Source organism: Wenyingzhuangia gracilariae (genome assembly GCF_056387575.1).
Genome location: NZ_CM150748.1, coordinates 1,989,711 through 2,009,111 on the forward strand (window position 1 = coordinate 1,989,711; position 19,401 = coordinate 2,009,111).

Below are 19,401 nucleotides of genomic sequence, written 5' to 3' on the forward strand. Positions count from 1 at the left end.
CACTAACAACCAATTTATTTTCTTGCAAGAATTTCATCTACCATTCCATAAGCTTTTGCTTCTTCGGCTTTCATCCAATAGTCTCTGTCAGAATCTTGAGAAACTTTTTCAAAAGGCTGTCCCGAATGATTAGAAATTATGGTATATAATTCTTGCTTTAACTTGTTAATTTCTCTTACCGTTATTTCCATATCCGTAGCTTGCCCTTGTGCTCCACCTAAAGGTTGGTGAATCATTACTCTTGAGTGTGGCAATGCAGAACGCTTACCTGCTGCTCCTGCACACATTAGAACGGCTCCCATACTTGCAGCCATTCCTGTACAAATTGTAGCTACATCTGGTTTTATAAATTGCATGGTGTCATAAATACCTAATCCGGCATACACACCTCCTCCCGGAGAGTTTATGTAAATAGAAATATCTTTTGTAGCATCTACAGATTCTAAAAACAACAACTGTGCTTGAATAATGTTTGCTACCTGATCGTTAATTCCTGTTCCTAAAAAGATAATTCTATCCATCATTAAACGAGAAAAAACATCCATTTGCGTAATGTTTAACTGACGTTCTTCCATAATGTATGGGGTTACAGAACTAACTATTTTATCATAATGTGTACTACTAATCCCGTGGTGTTTCGTAGCATATTTTTCAAATTCTTTTCCGAAATTCATATATATCTGTTCTTATAGGTTACAAAGGTAAATATACTAAAGTAAACTGGAATTAACATATCCATAAAATTGCGGATTGGCCTTATATTTGATGAAATTATTACCTTTGTATAACTCCCTTATTTAAAACTACTATTTATGAAAAGGTTACTTTATTTTTTTCTGTTAATTGCAACAACTCTTTCTTTTGGACAAAACAGTGAAAATAAAACTGAAGAAACCGATTTAGAAACAGAAAAAACACTTAACAATCAGTTTGATTATTTGTTTAGAATTTCTACTAAATATCAAGAATATAAGGTAATTTCTATTGACAAATACAAAGATTTAAAGCAAAACGTATTGGACTCTTTAGAGGCTCAAAAAAAAATCATTGTCAAAAAAACAAATACTATTTCACAAACCAACAAAGAAACTTTAGCTCTTAAAGAAAAACTAAACAAAACAGAAAAGGAATTATCACAAGCCATAAATTTAAAAGATAGTAGATCTTTATTTGGTGTTCCGGTTAACAAATCTATTTTTTCTACTGTTATTGTTATTACCTACAGTACTTTAATTATTTTACTTGGATTTTTTATTTTTAAATACAAACAAAACCTAAGCACCACTCAAAAAGCTGTTGCTGATTTAAAAGATTTAGAAAAAGAATTTGAAAGTCATAAAAAATCATCTCTTAAACGTTTTCAAGAAGTAAGTAGAAAATTACAAGATGAATTAAACAAAAACTGGAAAAAAGAAAAATAAGCTTTTTATGATTCATCTATTCCTTAGTCTTGTTTGTCTATCTTTGCAGCAAGAAATCTAGGAACTATGTCTTTTGAAAATTTAAATCTTAACAACCAATTACGCAACGCTATATCGGATTTAGGGTATACCGAACCTACTAAAATACAACGTGATGCATTTCCATGCATAATGTCTGGTAGAGATGTAGTGGGTATTGCACAAACAGGAACAGGTAAAACTTTTGCTTACCTAATGCCTATTTTACGCATGTTGCCTTTTTCAGAACAAAAACATCCTAGAGTTTTAATTGTAGTTCCTACGCGTGAATTGGTTATTCAAGTACTAGATGCATTAGAAAAACTAACTCCTTATTTAAATGTTCGTTTTGGAGGTATTTACGGAGGTGCCAACATTAACAAACAAAAAGAAATGATTCACAATGGATTAGATATTTTAGTATCTACTCCAAGACGTGTTATTGATTTAGGAATGGCAGGGGCTTTAAAACTAAAGTTTATTCAAAAATTAGTAATTGATGAGGTTGATGAAATTTTTAATCTTGGTTTTAGGTTACAATTGATTGATATTATTGATTTGGTTCCTAAAAAGAAACAAGCTATTTTATTTTCTGCAACCATGACAGAAGAAGTTTCTGAACTGATTGAAGAGTTTTTCCAAAACCCAATAAATGTAGAAGCTGCAGCATCTGGTACTCGTTTAGAAAACATAGAACAAATAGCATTTGAAGTTCCCAACTTTTACACAAAAATTAATCTATTAAACTATTTATTGCAAGAAGATGATGAAATGACTCGTGTACTTGTTTTCATCAAGCATAAATATTTAGCCGACTTGGTTTTTAACGAAATACACGGAATGGCAGCATACCCAGAAGATAGTTTTGCTTTAATTCACTCTAACAAAACGCAAAACTACAGAATGCGTTCTGTAGAAAACTTTAAAGCAGGTAAGCACAGGGTTTTAATCACCACAGATGTATTGTCTAGAGGAATGGATATTCCAGGTGTTACACACGTAATTAATTTTGATTTACCCAAAGAAGCTGAAGCTTACATGCACCGAATAGGTAGAACAGGTAGAGCTGAAAATGATGGTTTTGCTATTTCTTTTATTACTGAAAGGGACACCGAAAAAGTTACAGAAATTGAAGCTTTAATGGATTATGAAATCCCTAAATATGGAATGCCTGATGAAATTCATATTGAAACCAAATTGCTAGAAGAAGAAGTAGAAATAGAAGACATTACTCCTTATCAAAAACTAGGCTCTAAAGAATTTGCACCAGGACCTGCCTTTCACGAAAAGAAAGAGAAAAACAAAAAAGTTAATTTAGGAGGTAGTTACCGAAGAGAAATTGCTAAAAAATACAAAAAACCTCAACGCAGAAAGCCTAAAAAATAATAGGTTCTTTTATTTTTTTCTATTCTTTTTGCTTTATTAACGAAATAGGAAACCACTTAGCAAGTAAATAATTGGCTAATTTTAAATACAAAACTGCTTCTGTTACTCCCAATGCATATCCGCATAAAATATCTGTTGGGTAATGTTTACCCATATAAATTCTACTATATGCAAACAATAAAGGATATATATAAAACAAAACAGTCCATTTAAACCTGTCTTTAAAAAGCAAATACACAAAGGTGGTTACCGCCATTGATGTTGTTGCATGCCCCGAAACAAAACTAAAACTACGAGAACATTTTAAGATTCTTATGTGTTCCAAGACTCCATTTTGCCAACACGGTCTTGGTCTTGCTGTACTGTACTTAATAATATTCACCAACACATCAGACAAGCCTGCCATAATACAGATAAACAAAAATAGAAACAATCCTTTTTTCCAGCTATAGTTTTTAATTAACAAAAAAAGCCAGAAAAGAAAAAGTGGAATCCAATTGGTTGGTTTTGTTACAAATAACCAAAAAGCATCATAAGGCTGATTACCAAAGTTGTTTAGCAAAATTAATAATTGGTGATCTACTTGAATAATTTCATCTAAAAAACTCATCTTTTAGTTCTTCTTATAGGTCCTGTCATATCATCAATATTCTCCTTCACATCATCTACTGCTTTTTTAATATCCTTAGTCACATCTAAATCAATTCCAGATTTTGTTGCACTGTTGTTTATTTCACGCTTAATATCGTTTGTTGCATTTTTAATTTGATTCATTCCTTTTGCCAATCCTCTAGCTATTTCAGGAATTTTATCTGCACCAAAAAACATAACCACAATAAGTAGAATAATAAAAACTTCTGGACCTCCAATAAATAAAAACATAGTGTTCTAATTTTTAACAAAGATAGTGGGAATAAATGAATTCTATAAATTTAAAATTTCACAAAAAAGACCTCGCAAAAACGAGGCCTTTTTAACTATATTATACAACACAAATTAACTTAATTTAATGTTGTTTTGTTCCATAATAATGTGAATATCTTCATCAACCACTTCTTTTTTAGTGTCTGCATAATCTAAAAACTTAGGATATACAGCATCTAACTCTAATTTAGTTAATTCGTACCCTACATTTTTAGCTCTATAAGCTAAAGCAGCTCTACCACTACGCGCTGTTAACACAATCGCAGATTCAGTAACACCTACATCTGCAGGATCCATAATTTCGTAAGTTTCTCTGTTCTTAATTACACCATCTTGATGAATTCCTGAAGAGTGAGCAAACGCGTTTGAACCTACAACAGCTTTGTTCGCTTGCACAAACATTCCCATGTGTTCTTGCACCATTTGAGATGTGCTATACAACAACTTGGTATTAATTCCTGTATCTAGATTTAAATCTGGGTGTTGTTTCATAATCATAACTACTTCTTCTAAAGAAGTATTCCCAGCTCTTTCTCCAATACCATTAATAGTACATTCTATTTGACGAGCTCCATTAATTGCACCTGCTATAGAGTTGGCTGTTGCCAAGCCTAAATCGTTGTGACAGTGACAAGACAAAGTTGCTTTCTCTATACCTTTTACGTTTTCTTTAAGGTATTTAATTTTTGCTCCATACTCCTCTGGCAAACAATACCCTGTTGTATCTGGAATATTTAATACTGTAGCACCGGCTTTTATAACTGCTTCACAAACTCTTGCTAAATATTCATTATCAGTTCTTCCGGCATCTTCTGCATAAAACTCTACATCTTCTACAAATCCTTTTGCAAACTTAACTGCAGCAACTGCTCTTTCTATAATTGCATCTCTGTTAGAGTTAAATTTGAATTTGATATGAGAGTCTGAAGTACCAATTCCTGTATGTATTCTTGGTCTTTTAGCATATTTTAATGCTTCTGCCGCTACTTTAATATCATTTTCTACAGAACGAGTTAAACCACAAACCGTAGCATTTTTAACTAGTTTTGCTATTTCTTCTACAGATTTAAAATCTCCTGGGCTAGAAACAGGAAAACCAGCTTCAATAATGTCTACCCCTAATAAATCTAAACGTTCTGCAATAATTAATTTTTGCTGTGTGTTTAGTTTACATCCTGGAACTTGCTCTCCATCTCTAAGAGTAGTATCAAATATTTGTACGTGATCCTTAGCCATTATTGTTGTTTTTAACTTTATAAGCAAACAAAAATAAACTTCTTAGCAGGCGAGCAAAACTGTTATTAAATTACCTTTCCCTTAGTCAAAACCTATTTTAACAGCTAAACCCCAACAAAAACAAGCTAATACACAAAATAAGTTTACGACATCCAATCAAATAAATCTGAATATTTTTGTATTTTTGATAGAAACTTGGCAACTCTAAAACATGAAAAAAGAAAAAAAGAAAGATCCTTTGTTTTCTCTTATAAAATCTTTGAGTAAATCAGAAAAAAGACAATTTAAATTATATGCTGGTAGGTTAGAAGGAAACACACAATCTAACTTTATGGCTTTGTTTGTTTTAATGGATAAAATTAAAGACTACGATGAAAAATTAATTTTAGCCAAAACAGGTATTAGAAAACAACAAATATCTAATACTAAGGCTCATTTGTATCGTCAAATTTTAATTAGCTTACGATTGAGTCCTATTCATCAAAATAGCATTACTCAAATTCGTGAACAAATAGACTTTGCTACCATATTGTACACCAAAGGACTGTACAAACAAAGTTTGCGTTTGTTAGACAAAACAAAACTGGTAGCTGTAGCCAAAGAACAATACAATTTGGCTTATGAAATTATTGAGCTAGAAAAAGTTATTGAGTCGCAATACATTACCCGTAGTATGAGTGATAGAGCAGACACATTAGCTATTGAGGCCAAAAACATCAATCAAAAAAATGTAGTTACTAGCAAACTCTCTAACCTTTCTTTGCAATTATACAGTTGGTTTTTAAAGCACGGATATGCTAGAAATGATAAAGACACAACCACGGTAGAGCAATATTATGCCGATAGAATCCCTAAATACAAATTTTCTGAATTGGGTTTTACAGGAAAAATGTATTTGTATCAGGCCAATTTGTGGCAAGGTTTTATTACTCAAGATTTTTTATCGTGTTATCGTAATTCACAAAAACTGGTTCAGCTATTTCATGATTTGCCAGACATGAAAAAACTGCATCCTGTATTTTACTTAAAAGCAGTAAATTATTTACTAGAATCTCTTTTTTACTTACAAAAAAAAGACAAATATCAAGAAACGTTAGATGGTTTAACAAAGGAAATTAATGATGAAAAAATATTCTCATCAGAAAACACCCAAAACCTATGTTTTTTATACTTGTATCAACATAAAATAAATGCATTTTACCTAACAGGAGAGTTTAAAAAGGGAACCGTATTTGTAGAAAAAGTATTGCTAGAATTAGAAAAAACAGACAAAAAAATAGATGCACATCACGTTATGCTTTTTTATTACAAAATTGCTTGTATGTTTTTTGGGGCTGGTGACTATGAAAAATGTATTTATTATTTAAACAAAATTATTAAAAACAAAGACCTTAAAATGCGTGAAGATTTGTTATGCTACACACGTGTTTTAAATTTAGTTGCCCATTACGAATCTGGAGATGATGAATACATAGAAGAGCTTATAAAATCTACTTATAAGTTTTTATTAAAAATGAACAACCTGTACGAGGTACAAAGAAAGATGATTAAATTCTTAAGAAACTTAAGCAATTTGTATCCTCATGAATTAAGAAAAGCTTTTAAAGAACTGTACGAAGAATTAAAGGTATATGAAAATCATCCCTATGAAAAACGATCTTTTTTATATTTAGACATCCTATCTTGGTTAGAGTCTAACATAAAAGGAGTTCCTGTAGAAGACATTGTAAAACAAAAAATACAAAGGCAAACATCTTGAAATACGAAAACGACTCTTACTACTTAATAGAATTGCAATATTTAGGCTTCCGATTTCATGGATGGCAAAAACAACCAGACGTTAAAACAGTACAAGGAACCTTAGAAAAAACTTTCAAGTTTATTTTTCAACACAGTTTGTTTAAAACATTGGCAGCCAGCAGAACAGATGCTATGGTGTCTGCCAACCAAACCTATTGCCATTTAATTACCAAAACAGCATACGACCCTAATTGGATGTTAAACGAACTGAACAAAAACCTACCGCAAGACATCAACATTTTATCTTTACAAAAAGTAGACATTAGTTTTGATATTATACAAGCATCTAAAACAAAAGAATATCATTACCTGTTTTCACACGGACAAAGAAATCATCCTTTTTGTGCTTCTATTTTAACAGGAAAAAACAATACACTAGATATTGACTTAATGCAAAAAGGGGCTGAATTATTTATTGGGAAACACAATTTTAAAAAATACACCAAAAGAGCCAACAGCAATACACTTTTTGAAAGAGAAGTATATAGTTCCGAAATTGTTAAAAACAACATATATAAGGCTAATTTTTTTCCTAAAGAAAGCTACATTTACAAAGTCTCTGGCCCTGGATTTATGCGTTATCAAATAAGAATTATGATGGGTACATTGTTTAGATTAGGAAACCATGAAATAGACTTGGAGTTTCTAAAAAGCACTTTAACTAATTTTAATGATGATGTTGTTCTAAACGAAATAGCCCCATCAAGCGGATTAATTCTACACAAATCTACCTTTAAATAAAATTCATTAGTAGAAACACCACACAAGCATCCGTAGTAATACCTATTTTCACTAACTATCAACACATTAAGTAGTTTAAACTTTTTTCATTCACTATTTTCGATCCATTGAAAATTCAAATATCTATTTTTTAAGAAATAACTCGAAATGAAAAAAACAAAACTCTTTAAAGAATTTTTTAACAGTGAAAAAACAGGCGGACTCATTCTTATTCTTTGTACCATTTTATCTTTAACAATTGCCAACTCTGGTTTAGCTACTGATTATAATTCTTTTTGGCATCTCCAATTTGCAGGACACAGTTTAGTTCATTGGATTAATGATGGATTGATGAGTATTTTCTTTCTATTAATTGGTTTAGAACTAGAAAGAGAAATATATCATGGAGAATTATCCAACATTAAAGATGCATTGTTACCCATTTTTGCTGCTTTAGGAGGAATCATTATTCCTGCTGGAATTTATATGTTTTTTAACATCGGTACAAACACACAATCTGGAGCAGGAATCCCTATGGCCACAGACATTGCATTTGCTTTGGGAATTTTATCCTTATTAGGTAAAAAAGTGCCTACAGCTTTAAAAGTATTTTTAACCGCATTAGCTGTTATAGATGATTTAGGAGCTATTCTAATTATAGCCACCTTCTACACCAAAACTATTTTCTGGACAAACCTACTAATTGCCCTAGGAATATTTGGAACCTTATTGCTTTTAAACAAACTAAAAGTAAAAAGTTTAATGGTTTATTTAGTTGGAGGTGTAGCCATGTGGTATTTTATGTTAAACTCTGGTGTACATGCAACTATTACAGGAGTTTTGTTAGCCTTTGCCATTCCTTATAGAGATGGTAGTAAAAACTCAACCTCTTACAAACTGCAGCACTTTTTACACAAGCCTGTAGCTTTTATTATCCTTCCTGTATTTGCTTTAGCAAACACTGCTATTGTATTAAGTGGTGATATTGCAGAAACTTTAACACAAAGTTATAGCATTGGTATAGCCCTAGGCCTTATTATAGGTAAACCTTTAGGTATATTTATCCTCACATTTTTAGCCGTATCATTCAAACTATGCAAACTTCCTAAAGAATTAAATTGGTCATCAATTATAGGAGTAGGTTTTTTAGGAGGTATTGGTTTTACCATGTCTATATTTATTACCCTACTTGCTTTTGACAATGATGTTATTATCAACAAAGCTAAATTCATTATTCTAATTTCATCTTTAATTGCTGGAATTATTGGGTATCTAAGTTTAAAAGTAACCTTAAAAAAGAAGAAACTAAAAACCACACAACCTACTGTTTATTAGCTATATATTTTTTTAATTTCAACAACATATATTTAAATAAAAGCTTTATATTTGCCGTCCGATTATCAAAGAGGTAATCTGCATAATAATCATTTACAAAAATATTAGCATGTATTTATCAGCAGAAAAAAAAGCTGAAATTTTCGCAAAACACGGAAAATCAGCAACAGACACAGGTTCTACAGAAGGACAAATTGCATTATTCACTTACAGAATTGCACACTTAACAGAACACTTAAAGAACAACAGAAAAGATTTTAACACTCAACGTTCTTTAGTAAAATTAGTAGGTAAGCGTAGATCTTTATTAGACTACTTAACAAAAGTAGACATTTTACGTTACCGTGCTATCGTTGCAGAATTAGGATTAAGAAAATAATTCAACACATAAAAAAGAGGCTTAATCGCCTCTTTTTTTTATTTTAGACACTTCGTTGATACTCGTTTTTTCAACGTTACAAAATAAGAGGTCAGAACATAGCTTCTGAGTCCATTGTTAACAAAACCCTACAACAACACAACATTTTTGTTAAACAATAACCGTTGAAATTTCTTATTTATTTCAACACAAAACATTTTATTTATGATACCTAAGGTATTTAAAGAAGTTATCGAATTAGGAGACGGGAGAACCGTATCTATCGAAACTGGAAAATTAGCAAAACAAGCTCATGGTAGCGTTGTTGTGCAAATGGGAAAAGCCATGTTACTTTGTACAGTAGTTTCTAACTACAAACAATCTGATGTAGATTTCTTACCCTTAACTGTAGACTACAGAGAAAAATTTGCTGCTTCAGGAAAATATCCTGGAGGATTCTTTAAAAGAGAAGCTAGACCATCTGATGATGAAATTTTAACCATGCGTTTAATTGACCGTGTACTACGTCCTTTATTCCCAAAAGATTATCATGCAGAAACTCAGGTAATGATTCAATTAATGTCTCATGACCCAGAAGTTATGCCCGATGCATTAGCCGGTTTAGGTGCCTCTGCAGCTATTCAATTATCAGACATTCCTTTTGAAACTCCAATTTCTGAAGCACGTGTAGGTAGAATTAACGGAGAATTCGTAATCAACCCAACAAGAGCTCAATTGGCAGAATCTGACATTGATATGATGATTGGAGCTTCTGCAGATTCTGTAATGATGGTTGAAGGAGAAATGGATGAAATTTCTGAAGAAGAAATGGCTGATGCCATTAAATTTGCTCACGAAGCGATTAAAGTACAATGTGCTGCTCAGGTTAAATTAGCAGAAGCATTTGGAAAAAAAGAAACTCGTGAATATACTCAAGCTGAAGAAAAAGAAGAATTAGCAGCTCGTATTAAAGATTTAACATACGATAAATGTTACGCTATTGCTGCTAAAGGAACTTCTAAAGTAGAAAGAACAACTGCTTTTGAAGAACTTAAAGAAGAAGTTTTAGCAACATTTTCTGATGAAGAAAAAGAAGAATATGGAGATTTAATTGGTCAATACTTTAACAAATCTCAAAAAGAAGCTGTTCGTGAATTAACTTTAGCAGAAGGTTTACGTTTAGATGGTCGTAAGACTACCGAAATTAGACCTATCTGGGGAGAAGTAGACTACCTACCTTCTACTCATGGTTCTTCTATTTTTACTCGTGGAGAAACACAAGCTTTAGCAACGGTAACTTTAGGAACTTCTAGAGATGCAAATATTATTGACTCACCAACTCACGAAGGAGAAGAGCGTTTCTATTTACACTACAACTTTCCTCCATTTTGTACCGGTGAAGCTAGACCATTAAGAGGAACTTCTCGTAGAGAAGTTGGACACGGTAACTTGGCTCAAAGAGCTTTAAAAGGAATTATTCCTGCAGACTGCCCTTATACAGTAAGAGTGGTATCAGAAGTATTAGAATCTAACGGTTCTTCTTCTATGGCTACAGTATGTGCTGGAACTATGGCTTTAATGGATGCTGGTGTTCAAATTACAAAGCCAGTTTCTGGTATTGCAATGGGATTAATTTCTGATGGTGATCGTTACGCTGTATTGTCTGATATTTTAGGAGATGAAGATCACTTAGGAGATATGGACTTTAAGGTTACTGGTACTGCTGATGGTATTACTGCTTGTCAGATGGACATTAAAGTAAAAGGATTGTCTTACGAAATTTTAGTAAATGCTTTAAAACAAGCTAGAGAAGGACGTTTACATATTTTAGGAAAAATTACAGAAGTAATTGATACTCCTAATACTGATGTAAAACCACATTCTCCTAAAATGATTACTAGAGTAATTCCTAACGATTATATTGGAGCCTTAATTGGACCTGGAGGTAAAAACATTCAAGAATTACAAAAAGAAACGGGATGTACTATTGTAATTAACGAAGACCCTACTACTACAGAAGGAATTGTTGAAATATTAGGAACTAACCAAGAAGGAATAGACAAAGTATTGGCAAACATAGAATCTATGTTGTTTAAACCTGAAGTTGGTGAAAAATACGAAGTAAAAGTAATTAAAATGTTAGATTTTGGAGCTGTAGTAGAATATACTCAAGCACCCGGAAACGAAGTTTTATTACACGTAAGTGAACTAGCATGGGAACGCACAGAAAATGTTTCTGACGTTGTAAACATGGGAGATGTATTTGAAGTAAAATACTTTGGTAAAGATCCTAAAACACGTAAAGAAAAAGTTTCTAGAAAAGCATTGTTACCAAAACCAGAAGGTTTTAAAGCTAGACCGCCTAGAGAGAATAACGACCGTGGTGGACGTGATAATAACAGAGGTAGAGAAAATCGTAGAGACGATAGAAAACCAAGAGAAGAAAAGAAAGCTGAATAGTTTTTAATTCTTAAATATTTTAAAAGCACCTCTAGTGAGGTGCTTTTTTTATTGAAAACACAACACACTGTATAACAGAAGATTGAAATGATTACGAAAATAAATTTACTTTTTATTCGTTCTTTTTGTAACAAAAAAGCAAAAACCAACGTATTTAGAAAGACATACAAAAGTTTAATTCGTAGAAACCAATGAGACAACTTAAAATTACCAAGCAGGTAACCAATCGTGAAACAGCTTCTTTAGACAAATACCTACAAGAAATAGGTAAAGTAGATTTAATTACTGCCGACATGGAGGTAGAATTAGCACAAAGAATTAAAGCTGGAGATCAGGCTGCTTTAGAACGTTTAACCAAAGCCAATTTACGTTTTGTGGTATCTGTTGCAAAACAATATCAAAACCAAGGTTTAACCCTTCCCGATTTAATTAACGAAGGAAACCTAGGGCTTATTAAAGCAGCTAAGCGTTTTGATGAAACTCGTGGTTTTAAATTTATCTCTTATGCGGTTTGGTGGATTCGTCAATCTATTTTACAAGCCTTAGCAGAACAATCTCGTATTGTCCGTTTGCCATTAAACAAAATTGGTTCTATCAATAAAATCAATAAAATGTATGCTTTCTTAGAGCAAGAAAACGAACGTCCACCCTCTGCAGAAGAAATAGCTAAGAAATTAGATATGACTGTAAATGACGTAAAAGAGTCTATGAAAAACTCTGGTCGTCACGTATCTATGGATGCTCCGTTAATTGAAGGAGAAGACTCTAATTTATATGATGTATTGAACTCTGGAGAATCACCAAATCCTGACAAAACATTATTACACGAATCTTTAAAAGTAGAAATTGAACGTGCATTAGAAACGTTAACTCCTAGAGAAGCCGATGTAGTTCGTTTGTATTTTGGTTTAGGAGAACACCAACCTATGACTTTAGAAGAAATTGGAGAAACTTTTGATTTAACTCGTGAACGTGTTCGTCAGATTAAAGAAAAAGCAATCCGTAGATTAAAGCACACATCAAGAAGTAAAATTTTAATGACTTACTTAGGTTAGTCAAACCTATATACAACAAAACAAAGATGAGTAAATTAGTAGCTCCATCGGTTTTAGCAGCCGACTTTGCAAACATCCAACGCGATGTAGAAATGATTAACAATAGTGAAGCAGATTGGTTTCACATAGATATTATGGACGGAACTTTTGTCCCTAATATTTCTTTTGGAATGCCGGTAATGCAAGCCATTAAAAAACACGCTACCAAACCTTTAGACGTGCATTTAATGATTGTAAACCCAGATCAATACATTAAAACATTTAAAGATTGTGGTGCAGATATTTTAACCGTGCATTACGAAGCTTGTACACATTTACATCGTACCATTCAGGCAATTAAAGCTGAAGGTATGCAGGCTGGTGTAGCATTAAATCCACACACTCCAGTTGCTGTTTTAGAAGACATTATTCAAGAGTTAGATTTGGTTTGTATTATGAGTGTAAATCCTGGTTTTGGGGGACAATCTTTTATAGAAAACACCTACACCAAAGTTCAACAACTAAAAAACTTAATTACTTTTAAAGGTTGCGAAACAAAAATTGAAATTGATGGTGGCGTAACCAATAAAAATGCAAACAACTTAATAGAAGTTGGTGCCGATGTTTTGGTTGCAGGTAGTTATGTTTTTGGTGCAGAAAACCCTATTGAAACGGTAAAAGAACTTAAAGCAATGATTAACTAATATTATTTCTTTACACCTAATTATTAAAGCCCCTCATATTTGAGGGGCTTTTTATTTAATACAATTTTAACACAAGAACCATAACTCTTTTTTATTTCTGTAAACAAGGATTTATATATTTACCAAACACACAAAATATATTCCTATGAAATTTTTTATTGACACGGCAAACCTCGATCAAATTAAAGAAGCACAAGCTTTGGGAGTTTTAGATGGAGTGACCACAAATCCATCTTTAATGGCTAAAGAGGGAATTTCTGGCACAGAAAACATCTTACAACATTATCGCGATATATGTGATGCTGTAGATGGAGATGTTAGTGCAGAAGTTCTTTCTGTTGATTTTGATGGAATGGTTAAAGAAGGAGAAGCCCTAGCAGCTTTAAACCCTCAAATTGTAGTAAAATTACCTATGATTAAAGAAGGAATTAAAGCTTGTAGATACTTTACTGCTAAAGGAATTAAAACCAATGTAACTTTAGTTTTTTCAGTAGGTCAAGCTCTATTAGCAGCCAAAGCAGGAGCAACCTATGTATCTCCTTTTATTGGTCGTTTAGACGATATCTCTACAGATGGTCTGCATTTGATTGGTGAAATTAGAGAAGTATATGACAATTATAATTTTGAAACTGAAATTTTAGCCGCTTCAGTAAGGCATACAATGCACATTGTAGATTGTGCTAAAATTGGTACCGATGTTATGACCGGACCTTTACAAGCAATTGAAGGATTATTAAAACATCCTTTAACAGATATTGGTTTGTCTAAGTTTTTAGAAGATGCCAAAAGTTTGTAATCTAGCAAACAATCTTAAAAAAAGCGACACCTTGTGTCGCTTTTTTTAAGAAATTTCTAACGCTACTTTATAACCTTCATAGCTTCTAACATTAAAAACCTTACCGTCTTCAAAAATTAAATATTGTCCTTTAACTCCTTTAAGCACTCCTTGGTAAAAAGGTTCCTTATCTAAATTTAAGGAACGTACTTTTTCCGGATATACATCTACAGGGTAATTCAACTCTACCACAATATCATCATTTACATAATATTCTTTTGTTTCTTCTGGTAAATATTGTTTCAGTTCTTTTTTAATTGCAATTAAATCTTCATCAGCCACATCATTCTTTAGCATTTTTTGCCAGCTGGTTTTATCACTTACATAATTTTTTAACGCAACTTCTGTAATTCCTGCCAAAAAACGATTGGGTACTTCTACAAAAACAATCGCTTTATTTGCCCCTTGGTCTATCCAACGGGTTGGAACTTGTGTTTTTCTTGTAACTCCAACTTTAATGTTACTAGACAAGGCCAAATAAACAATGTGTGGTTGCAATTGTACCTTTTCTTCGTATGCTAAATTTCTGTCTTCAATACCTAAATGAGCTTTACTCAATTCAGGCTTCATAATCCACTCACCTACCGAAGGCTGTTCATAAAAACATTCGTAACAATGCCCTTGTCTAAATATTTTTTTTTCTTTTCCACAATTCAAACACTCATAACCTTCAAATGTAATAGACATCGTTTTGTTTAATAATTGATTTAAATTGAGCACATGAGAAGAGGTACTTAAATAATACTGTACTTGTTCTGCATTTTCTGTTGCCATTTTTAATAATACCCCCTTATATTTCATAGAAAAAAACTAAATTAGATTATCAAAGATATAATTTTTAACCTGTAAATAGTATTTTAATCTATGGCATTGCCTATTGTCAACTCAATTATTTCATGGTTTCTTAAAAAAAGAAAACACCAAGTAGAGCTGTTTATAAAGTATCCTGTAGAGGTACAAAATGAACAAATGCTTAAACTGCTAAAAACTGCTGCTAAAACTAGCTACGGTAAAAAGTATGAGTTTAAAAATATTAAAAACTACAATGCATTTAAAAATAAAATTCCTTTAATGAATTACGAAGGATTAAGTCCTTTTATACAAGAACAAAGAACTACAGGGCAAAGTATTTTATGGCCTAATAAAATAAAATGGTATGCAAAATCTAGTGGAACAACAAACGCAAAAAGCAAATTTATTCCTGTTAGCGAAGATGCTATAAAACTCTGCCATTTTAAAGGAGGAAAAGATATGTTAACCTTATTTTGTAACAACAATGAAGATGCAAAACTATTTACCGGAAAAAACTTAAGGCTTGGAGGAAGCAGTGCTGTTTACGAAGATAATGATGCTTATTTTGGTGATTTATCTGCCATTATTATAGAAAACTTGCCTTTGTGGGCAGACATGAGCAGCGCTCCTAAACAAGAAGTAGCTTTAATGTCTGAATGGGAATCTAAAATGGATGCCATTATTAAAGAAACCGTAAACGAAAACATTACAAGTTTAGCTGGTGTACCCTCTTGGATGCTGGTTTTATTAGAACGAGTTTTAAAGTATACAGGTAAAAATAACATTTTAGAAGTATGGCCTAACTTAGAAGTATATTTTCATGGAGGAGTCAATTTTAACCCTTATAGAGAACAATATAAAAAGTTAATTCCTTCTGATAAGTTTAAATATTATGAAACTTACAATGCCTCTGAAGGTTTTTTTGCCATCCAGGATCAAAACAATAGCGATGAGTTATTACTGATGTTAGATTATGGTATTTTTTATGAATTTATTCCTATGGATGAATACAAAAGCATCAACTCTAAAACCATTCCCTTAGCAGATGTAGAACTTGATAAAAACTATGCCCTGGTTATTACAACCAATGCTGGACTGTGGAGATATATTATTGGAGATACTATTAAATTTACCTCCTTAACTCCCCACCGAATTAAAATAACAGGTAGAACCAAACACTTTATCAATGCTTTTGGAGAAGAGTTAATTATAGAAAATGCTGAGGAGGCTTTAAAAATTGCTTGTAAAAAAACCAATGCTTTAATTAAAGAATATACAGCTGCTCCTGTTTTTATGGCAGAGAATGAAAAGGGAAGTCACGAATGGCTGATTGAGTTTGAACAAGCTCCTGATTGTCTTGAAGATTTTCAAAATGAACTAGACCTTGCGTTGCAAAACATAAATTCTGATTATGAAGCTAAACGATATAAAGATATTACACTAACCTTACCCATAATTAGTATAGCTCATAAAAATCAATTTCATTTATGGTTAAAAAGTAAAAACAAACTAGGAGGACAACACAAAGTACCAAGGTTGTACAACAATCGAAATTTTATAGATGAAATAAAGGAATTTGAACTAGAGCAACAATACTAATTTTCTATAACTACATCTTTTAAAATGGGTTCAATAGTATCTCTAGGAATGTCTTCTATTTTCATAAAAATTAAAGCATCAATTGCATCATTAAAGTCATGGTCTATGTTATAGGCCACAAACTTTGCGTTTTGTTTAATGTATTGTTTTATTAAAACTGGCAAACGCAATTTATCTCCTTCTATTTCTTTAATCAGCTTGTCTAACTTTTTCACATCATTATTAATATGATGATCTATGTAAAATTTTTCACTCTCGGTTAAATCAACCTTAAAAGGATTTTTTGAACTTATAAAATGTTTTACTTCTGTATTGCTGTAATACTTATCTAAAAAGTACATCAACATAGACTTAGAATAATGCGTAAACAAATTGCTAATAGTAGCCCCACCCATTAAATATTTATATTGTGGATATTTTACGGTAACGGCAGCAATTCCTCTCCATAGTAAAAATAAAGGCATCGGTTTTTGTTGATATTCTGGAACAATAAAAGCCCTACCCATTTCTATAGTTTCAGAAAGTTTTTCGTTCATTTCACAAGAAAACTTAAAGAAATTAGCTACATAAAAACTCTGGAAACCACCCCTTTTGCATATTTCTTCACCCAAGCCCATACGATATGCACCTACAAACTTTTCCTCTTCTTTGTTCCACAAAATTAAATGGTGGTAGTAATCGTCATATTTATCGGTATCACATTTTTTATTGGTTCCTTCTCCAATCAATCTAAAAGTTATTTCTCTTAATCGCCCTATTTCTTCCATTAAATTAGGAATTACAGCTGCTTTGGTAAAAAACACTTCATATTCATTAGATACAAATAATCTTTTTTTTGCAGCTCTAACAGCATCTATCTCTCTGCATATATCTTCATGATTTTTAGGCAACGCTACTTGTTTAACACGTTTCTTTAAGCGTTTTCTATATTGTTTAACCAACTTTTTTTTTCTTAAAAAGGATTTAGACAACAAATAGGTTTTTTCTCTTAAAAAATTACTTAAAACAAGTAAATCATCTATGTTTTGAATTTCTTTTTCTTTTATAGGTGCTCCTATTTTAATCTGAATAACTTGTCTTTTTTTATTATTTAACTCTGAAGGTAGTTTTAATGTTCTTAAAACGGGATTAATTTTAGATAAAACATAAAAAAGCCTACTATTTTTGGCATGAAAATAAATAGGTATTACAGGCACATTTGCTTTTTTTATAAGCTTAATGGCTCCTAGCTCCCAAGGTTTGTCTACATAAATATTTCTTTGTTTTGTGGTAGAAACTTCTCCTGCCGGAAAAATACCCAAACAATTTCCTTCTTTTATATGTTTTAATGCTGTTATCAATCCTTTTACACTTGACTTATCTTCTTTTCTATCGTCAAAAGGATTTACAGGTAAAATATACGGACTTATTGGAGCTTGTTTTTGTAATAAAAAATTTGCGATTACTTTGTAATCAGAGCGAATTTCTAACATATTTTTTAGCAACAAAACCCCATCTATTCCACCTAAAGGATGATTAGAAATAGTAATAAAAGCTCCGTTTCTTGGAATTTTATCTAAGTCAGATTGAGATACATCGAACTTAATTTCATATTCCTCTAAAAGACCATTTAAATATGGTAATACGGGCTTGTGTTTGTATTTGTCATATACTCTATTGGCTTTATTTAATTGAGTAATGAATAAAAAAAACTTTCCTGTTAAAAAACCTAGTACAGGAATTTTATCAAGCTTTAACAAAGCAGCAAAATCTTTAGAACTCACTAACGACATAATCAAACTATTAATTCATAGCCTGCAAGGATAAAAAAAAACTTTCGGTGTTACCGAAAGTTTTTTTTATATAAATATTAACAAATTGTAATCTAATAGGTCCACATATCGGATTCTAAATTTCTGATTTCGTCTTTAATTTTCTCTGCTTCTCTTAATTGGAATAGTGAATTACCTCTAATGTATTCGTTTATGCTTCTGTTCCCAAACATATTTTCTTCTTTAATTATTACCGAAGAAAATGCACGGGTATTCAATATATAATCATAGGATTCTACATGAGCAGCAAATCCATTTTTTATAGGATGAGAATTGTGTAACACCAACCTAGCATCTGGATAAAACACCCAAAATAAAGGATAAAATGCATCATCTACAATATCATCTCTACCAATAGTTTGTACATCTGGTGCCATAGGAGCTATAGCTAACAAACGATAATTCATTTGTCCACTTAACTTGTTAAAATACCATATTCCTTTAATTTTATAAGATTGTATATCTTGAGGCTTTATGTAATTCTTATCAATATACTCATCAATATTGGTCTCTCCCTGATTTAACATATCGTAACCATAACTTGCCGTATCTATTCTAACCAACTTTTTCTCAATTTCAGAAACAGGTAGTTTGTTAATAAACTGAGAATCTTCATAAACCTCTGTTATATTTCCGTTACGAATGTTTTCTAACAATGTAGAGAATAAAGATTTGGTATTGTCCAACATGTTTTCTTCATTAATTGGATAATACAATCTGTAATTTTGTTTCTGATACAAATCTATGGTTTCCCAAACAACTTTAGACCATAATATATCACGTTCATCAACATACTCATAAGGCAATGGTTTGTCATGATCCAAACGTATTCTTTCATCAGATTTTACCTCTGCTTCAGACACCTTTTTAGCATTTAACAAACGATAGTTTGATTGTGAAAAGGCTATTAACGTTGTTGTAAAAAACAAAAACAAAAATGCACTTACTATTTTATAATTTTTCATTCT

The 19,401-nt window shown here is 31.8% G+C and carries 18 protein-coding genes; 11 read left to right on the top strand and 7 right to left on the bottom strand.

Annotation, left to right across the window (positions count from 1 at the left end; all coding sequences use genetic code 11):
• Positions 1-14: 14 nt before the first annotated feature.
• Complete coding sequence (clpP, locus tag ACY2IJ_RS08720) at positions 15-674, bottom strand: ATP-dependent Clp endopeptidase proteolytic subunit ClpP (protein ID WP_476723975.1); 660 nt, start codon at positions 672-674, stop codon at positions 15-17.
• A 138-nt stretch (positions 675-812) separates the two neighbouring features.
• On the opposite strand from clpP, the gene ACY2IJ_RS08725 reads away from it, so the two are divergent.
• Entirely contained in the window at positions 813-1,421 is a 609-nt protein-coding gene (locus tag ACY2IJ_RS08725; protein WP_476723976.1) for a hypothetical protein, read from the top strand.
• Between the two features lie 66 nt (positions 1,422-1,487).
• Complete coding sequence (locus tag ACY2IJ_RS08730) at positions 1,488-2,825, top strand: DEAD/DEAH box helicase (RefSeq protein ID WP_476723977.1); 1,338 nt, start codon at positions 1,488-1,490, stop codon at positions 2,823-2,825.
• Positions 2,826-2,844: 19 nt separating this feature from the next.
• Here the strand turns inward: ACY2IJ_RS08730 and ACY2IJ_RS08735 are convergent, their stop codons facing one another.
• From ACY2IJ_RS08735 to ACY2IJ_RS08745, 3 genes are all read right to left on the bottom strand, one after another.
• On the bottom strand, positions 2,845-3,435 hold the full coding sequence (locus ACY2IJ_RS08735; RefSeq protein ID WP_476723978.1) for a phosphatase PAP2 family protein: 591 nt from the start codon (positions 3,433-3,435) through the stop codon (positions 2,845-2,847).
• Positions 3,432-3,707 carry a Sec-independent protein translocase subunit TatA/TatB gene (locus tag ACY2IJ_RS08740; protein ID WP_476723979.1) on the bottom strand — a complete coding sequence of 92 codons (276 nt, stop codon included), beginning with the start codon at positions 3,705-3,707 and terminating at the stop codon, positions 3,432-3,434. Before ACY2IJ_RS08740 ends, ACY2IJ_RS08735 begins: the two co-directional genes overlap by 4 nt.
• A gap of 114 nt (positions 3,708-3,821) precedes the next feature.
• The gene (locus ACY2IJ_RS08745) at positions 3,822-4,985 is read right to left on the bottom strand and encodes a 2-isopropylmalate synthase (RefSeq protein ID WP_476723980.1); all 1,164 of its coding nucleotides are present in this window, start codon (positions 4,983-4,985) and stop codon (positions 3,822-3,824) included.
• Positions 4,986-5,196: 211 nt separating this feature from the next.
• Between ACY2IJ_RS08745 and ACY2IJ_RS08750 the strand changes: the two genes are divergently transcribed.
• The 8 genes from ACY2IJ_RS08750 to fsa all read left to right on the top strand — a co-directional run bounded on the left by ACY2IJ_RS08750 (position 5,197) and on the right by fsa (position 14,192).
• On the top strand, positions 5,197-6,744 hold the full coding sequence (locus ACY2IJ_RS08750) for a hypothetical protein (RefSeq protein WP_476723981.1): 1,548 nt from the start codon (positions 5,197-5,199) through the stop codon (positions 6,742-6,744).
• The gene (locus ACY2IJ_RS08755; protein WP_476723982.1) at positions 6,741-7,526 is read left to right on the top strand and encodes a tRNA pseudouridine synthase A; all 786 of its coding nucleotides are present in this window, start codon (positions 6,741-6,743) and stop codon (positions 7,524-7,526) included. The genes ACY2IJ_RS08750 and ACY2IJ_RS08755 overlap by 4 nt, the downstream gene beginning before the upstream one ends.
• Before the next feature lie 147 nt (positions 7,527-7,673).
• Complete coding sequence (gene nhaA / locus ACY2IJ_RS08760; protein WP_476723983.1) at positions 7,674-8,840, top strand: Na+/H+ antiporter NhaA; 1,167 nt, start codon at positions 7,674-7,676, stop codon at positions 8,838-8,840.
• Between the two features lie 109 nt (positions 8,841-8,949).
• Entirely contained in the window at positions 8,950-9,219 is a 270-nt protein-coding gene (gene rpsO, locus ACY2IJ_RS08765) for a 30S ribosomal protein S15 (RefSeq protein WP_476723984.1), read from the top strand.
• A gap of 204 nt (positions 9,220-9,423) precedes the next feature.
• On the top strand, positions 9,424-11,658 hold the full coding sequence (locus ACY2IJ_RS08770) for a polyribonucleotide nucleotidyltransferase (protein WP_476723985.1): 2,235 nt from the start codon (positions 9,424-9,426) through the stop codon (positions 11,656-11,658).
• A gap of 191 nt (positions 11,659-11,849) precedes the next feature.
• Complete coding sequence (locus tag ACY2IJ_RS08775; RefSeq protein ID WP_010134614.1) at positions 11,850-12,713, top strand: sigma-70 family RNA polymerase sigma factor; 864 nt, start codon at positions 11,850-11,852, stop codon at positions 12,711-12,713.
• Between the two features lie 26 nt (positions 12,714-12,739).
• Positions 12,740-13,396 carry a ribulose-phosphate 3-epimerase gene (gene rpe / locus ACY2IJ_RS08780; RefSeq protein WP_476723986.1) on the top strand — a complete coding sequence of 219 codons (657 nt, stop codon included), beginning with the start codon at positions 12,740-12,742 and terminating at the stop codon, positions 13,394-13,396.
• Between the two features lie 145 nt (positions 13,397-13,541).
• The gene (gene fsa, locus ACY2IJ_RS08785; protein WP_476723987.1) at positions 13,542-14,192 is read left to right on the top strand and encodes a fructose-6-phosphate aldolase; all 651 of its coding nucleotides are present in this window, start codon (positions 13,542-13,544) and stop codon (positions 14,190-14,192) included.
• Positions 14,193-14,237: 45 nt separating this feature from the next.
• Here fsa and ACY2IJ_RS08790 read toward each other — a convergent pair whose 3' ends face one another.
• Positions 14,238-15,032 carry a DUF2797 domain-containing protein gene (locus ACY2IJ_RS08790; protein WP_476723988.1) on the bottom strand — a complete coding sequence of 265 codons (795 nt, stop codon included), beginning with the start codon at positions 15,030-15,032 and terminating at the stop codon, positions 14,238-14,240.
• 63 nt (positions 15,033-15,095) lie between these two features.
• On the opposite strand from ACY2IJ_RS08790, the gene ACY2IJ_RS08795 reads away from it, so the two are divergent.
• On the top strand, positions 15,096-16,622 hold the full coding sequence (locus ACY2IJ_RS08795; RefSeq protein WP_476723989.1) for a GH3 auxin-responsive promoter family protein: 1,527 nt from the start codon (positions 15,096-15,098) through the stop codon (positions 16,620-16,622).
• On the opposite strand, the gene ACY2IJ_RS08800 is transcribed toward ACY2IJ_RS08795, so the two are convergent.
• Together ACY2IJ_RS08800 and porN are read right to left on the bottom strand one after the other, a co-directional pair.
• Positions 16,619-18,394: a lysophospholipid acyltransferase family protein gene (locus ACY2IJ_RS08800; protein WP_476723990.1), complete on the bottom strand. Its 1,776-nt coding sequence runs from the start codon at positions 18,392-18,394 to the stop codon at positions 16,619-16,621. The two genes, ACY2IJ_RS08795 and ACY2IJ_RS08800, sit on opposite strands and share 4 nt — an antisense overlap.
• Before the next feature lie 92 nt (positions 18,395-18,486).
• The gene (gene porN / locus ACY2IJ_RS08805; protein ID WP_476723991.1) at positions 18,487-19,398 is read right to left on the bottom strand and encodes a type IX secretion system ring subunit PorN/GldN; all 912 of its coding nucleotides are present in this window, start codon (positions 19,396-19,398) and stop codon (positions 18,487-18,489) included.
• Positions 19,399-19,401 lie beyond the last annotated feature (3 nt).

Excerpts from the sequence above, each read along its gene's own strand:
- clpP (WP_476723975.1), bottom strand. The coding sequence starts at position 674 with ATGAATTTCGGAAAAGAATTTGAAAAATATGCTACGAAACACCACGGG.
- ACY2IJ_RS08725 (WP_476723976.1), top strand. The coding sequence starts at position 813 with ATGAAAAGGTTACTTTATTTTTTTCTGTTAATTGCAACAACTCTTTCT.
- ACY2IJ_RS08730 (WP_476723977.1), top strand. The coding sequence starts at position 1,488 with ATGTCTTTTGAAAATTTAAATCTTAACAACCAATTACGCAACGCTATA.
- ACY2IJ_RS08735 (WP_476723978.1), bottom strand. The coding sequence starts at position 3,435 with ATGAGTTTTTTAGATGAAATTATTCAAGTAGATCACCAATTATTAATT.
- ACY2IJ_RS08740 (WP_476723979.1), bottom strand. The coding sequence starts at position 3,707 with ATGTTTTTATTTATTGGAGGTCCAGAAGTTTTTATTATTCTACTTATT.
- ACY2IJ_RS08745 (WP_476723980.1), bottom strand. The coding sequence starts at position 4,985 with ATGGCTAAGGATCACGTACAAATATTTGATACTACTCTTAGAGATGGA.
- ACY2IJ_RS08750 (WP_476723981.1), top strand. The coding sequence starts at position 5,197 with ATGAAAAAAGAAAAAAAGAAAGATCCTTTGTTTTCTCTTATAAAATCT.
- nhaA (WP_476723983.1), top strand. The coding sequence starts at position 7,674 with ATGAAAAAAACAAAACTCTTTAAAGAATTTTTTAACAGTGAAAAAACA.
- rpsO (WP_476723984.1), top strand. The coding sequence starts at position 8,950 with ATGTATTTATCAGCAGAAAAAAAAGCTGAAATTTTCGCAAAACACGGA.
- ACY2IJ_RS08770 (WP_476723985.1), top strand. The coding sequence starts at position 9,424 with ATGATACCTAAGGTATTTAAAGAAGTTATCGAATTAGGAGACGGGAGA.
- ACY2IJ_RS08775 (WP_010134614.1), top strand. The coding sequence starts at position 11,850 with ATGAGACAACTTAAAATTACCAAGCAGGTAACCAATCGTGAAACAGCT.
- rpe (WP_476723986.1), top strand. The coding sequence starts at position 12,740 with ATGAGTAAATTAGTAGCTCCATCGGTTTTAGCAGCCGACTTTGCAAAC.
- fsa (WP_476723987.1), top strand. The coding sequence starts at position 13,542 with ATGAAATTTTTTATTGACACGGCAAACCTCGATCAAATTAAAGAAGCA.
- ACY2IJ_RS08790 (WP_476723988.1), bottom strand. The coding sequence starts at position 15,032 with ATGAAATATAAGGGGGTATTATTAAAAATGGCAACAGAAAATGCAGAA.
- ACY2IJ_RS08795 (WP_476723989.1), top strand. The coding sequence starts at position 15,096 with ATGGCATTGCCTATTGTCAACTCAATTATTTCATGGTTTCTTAAAAAA.
- ACY2IJ_RS08800 (WP_476723990.1), bottom strand. The coding sequence starts at position 18,394 with ATGTCGTTAGTGAGTTCTAAAGATTTTGCTGCTTTGTTAAAGCTTGAT.
- porN (WP_476723991.1), bottom strand. The coding sequence starts at position 19,398 with ATGAAAAATTATAAAATAGTAAGTGCATTTTTGTTTTTGTTTTTTACA.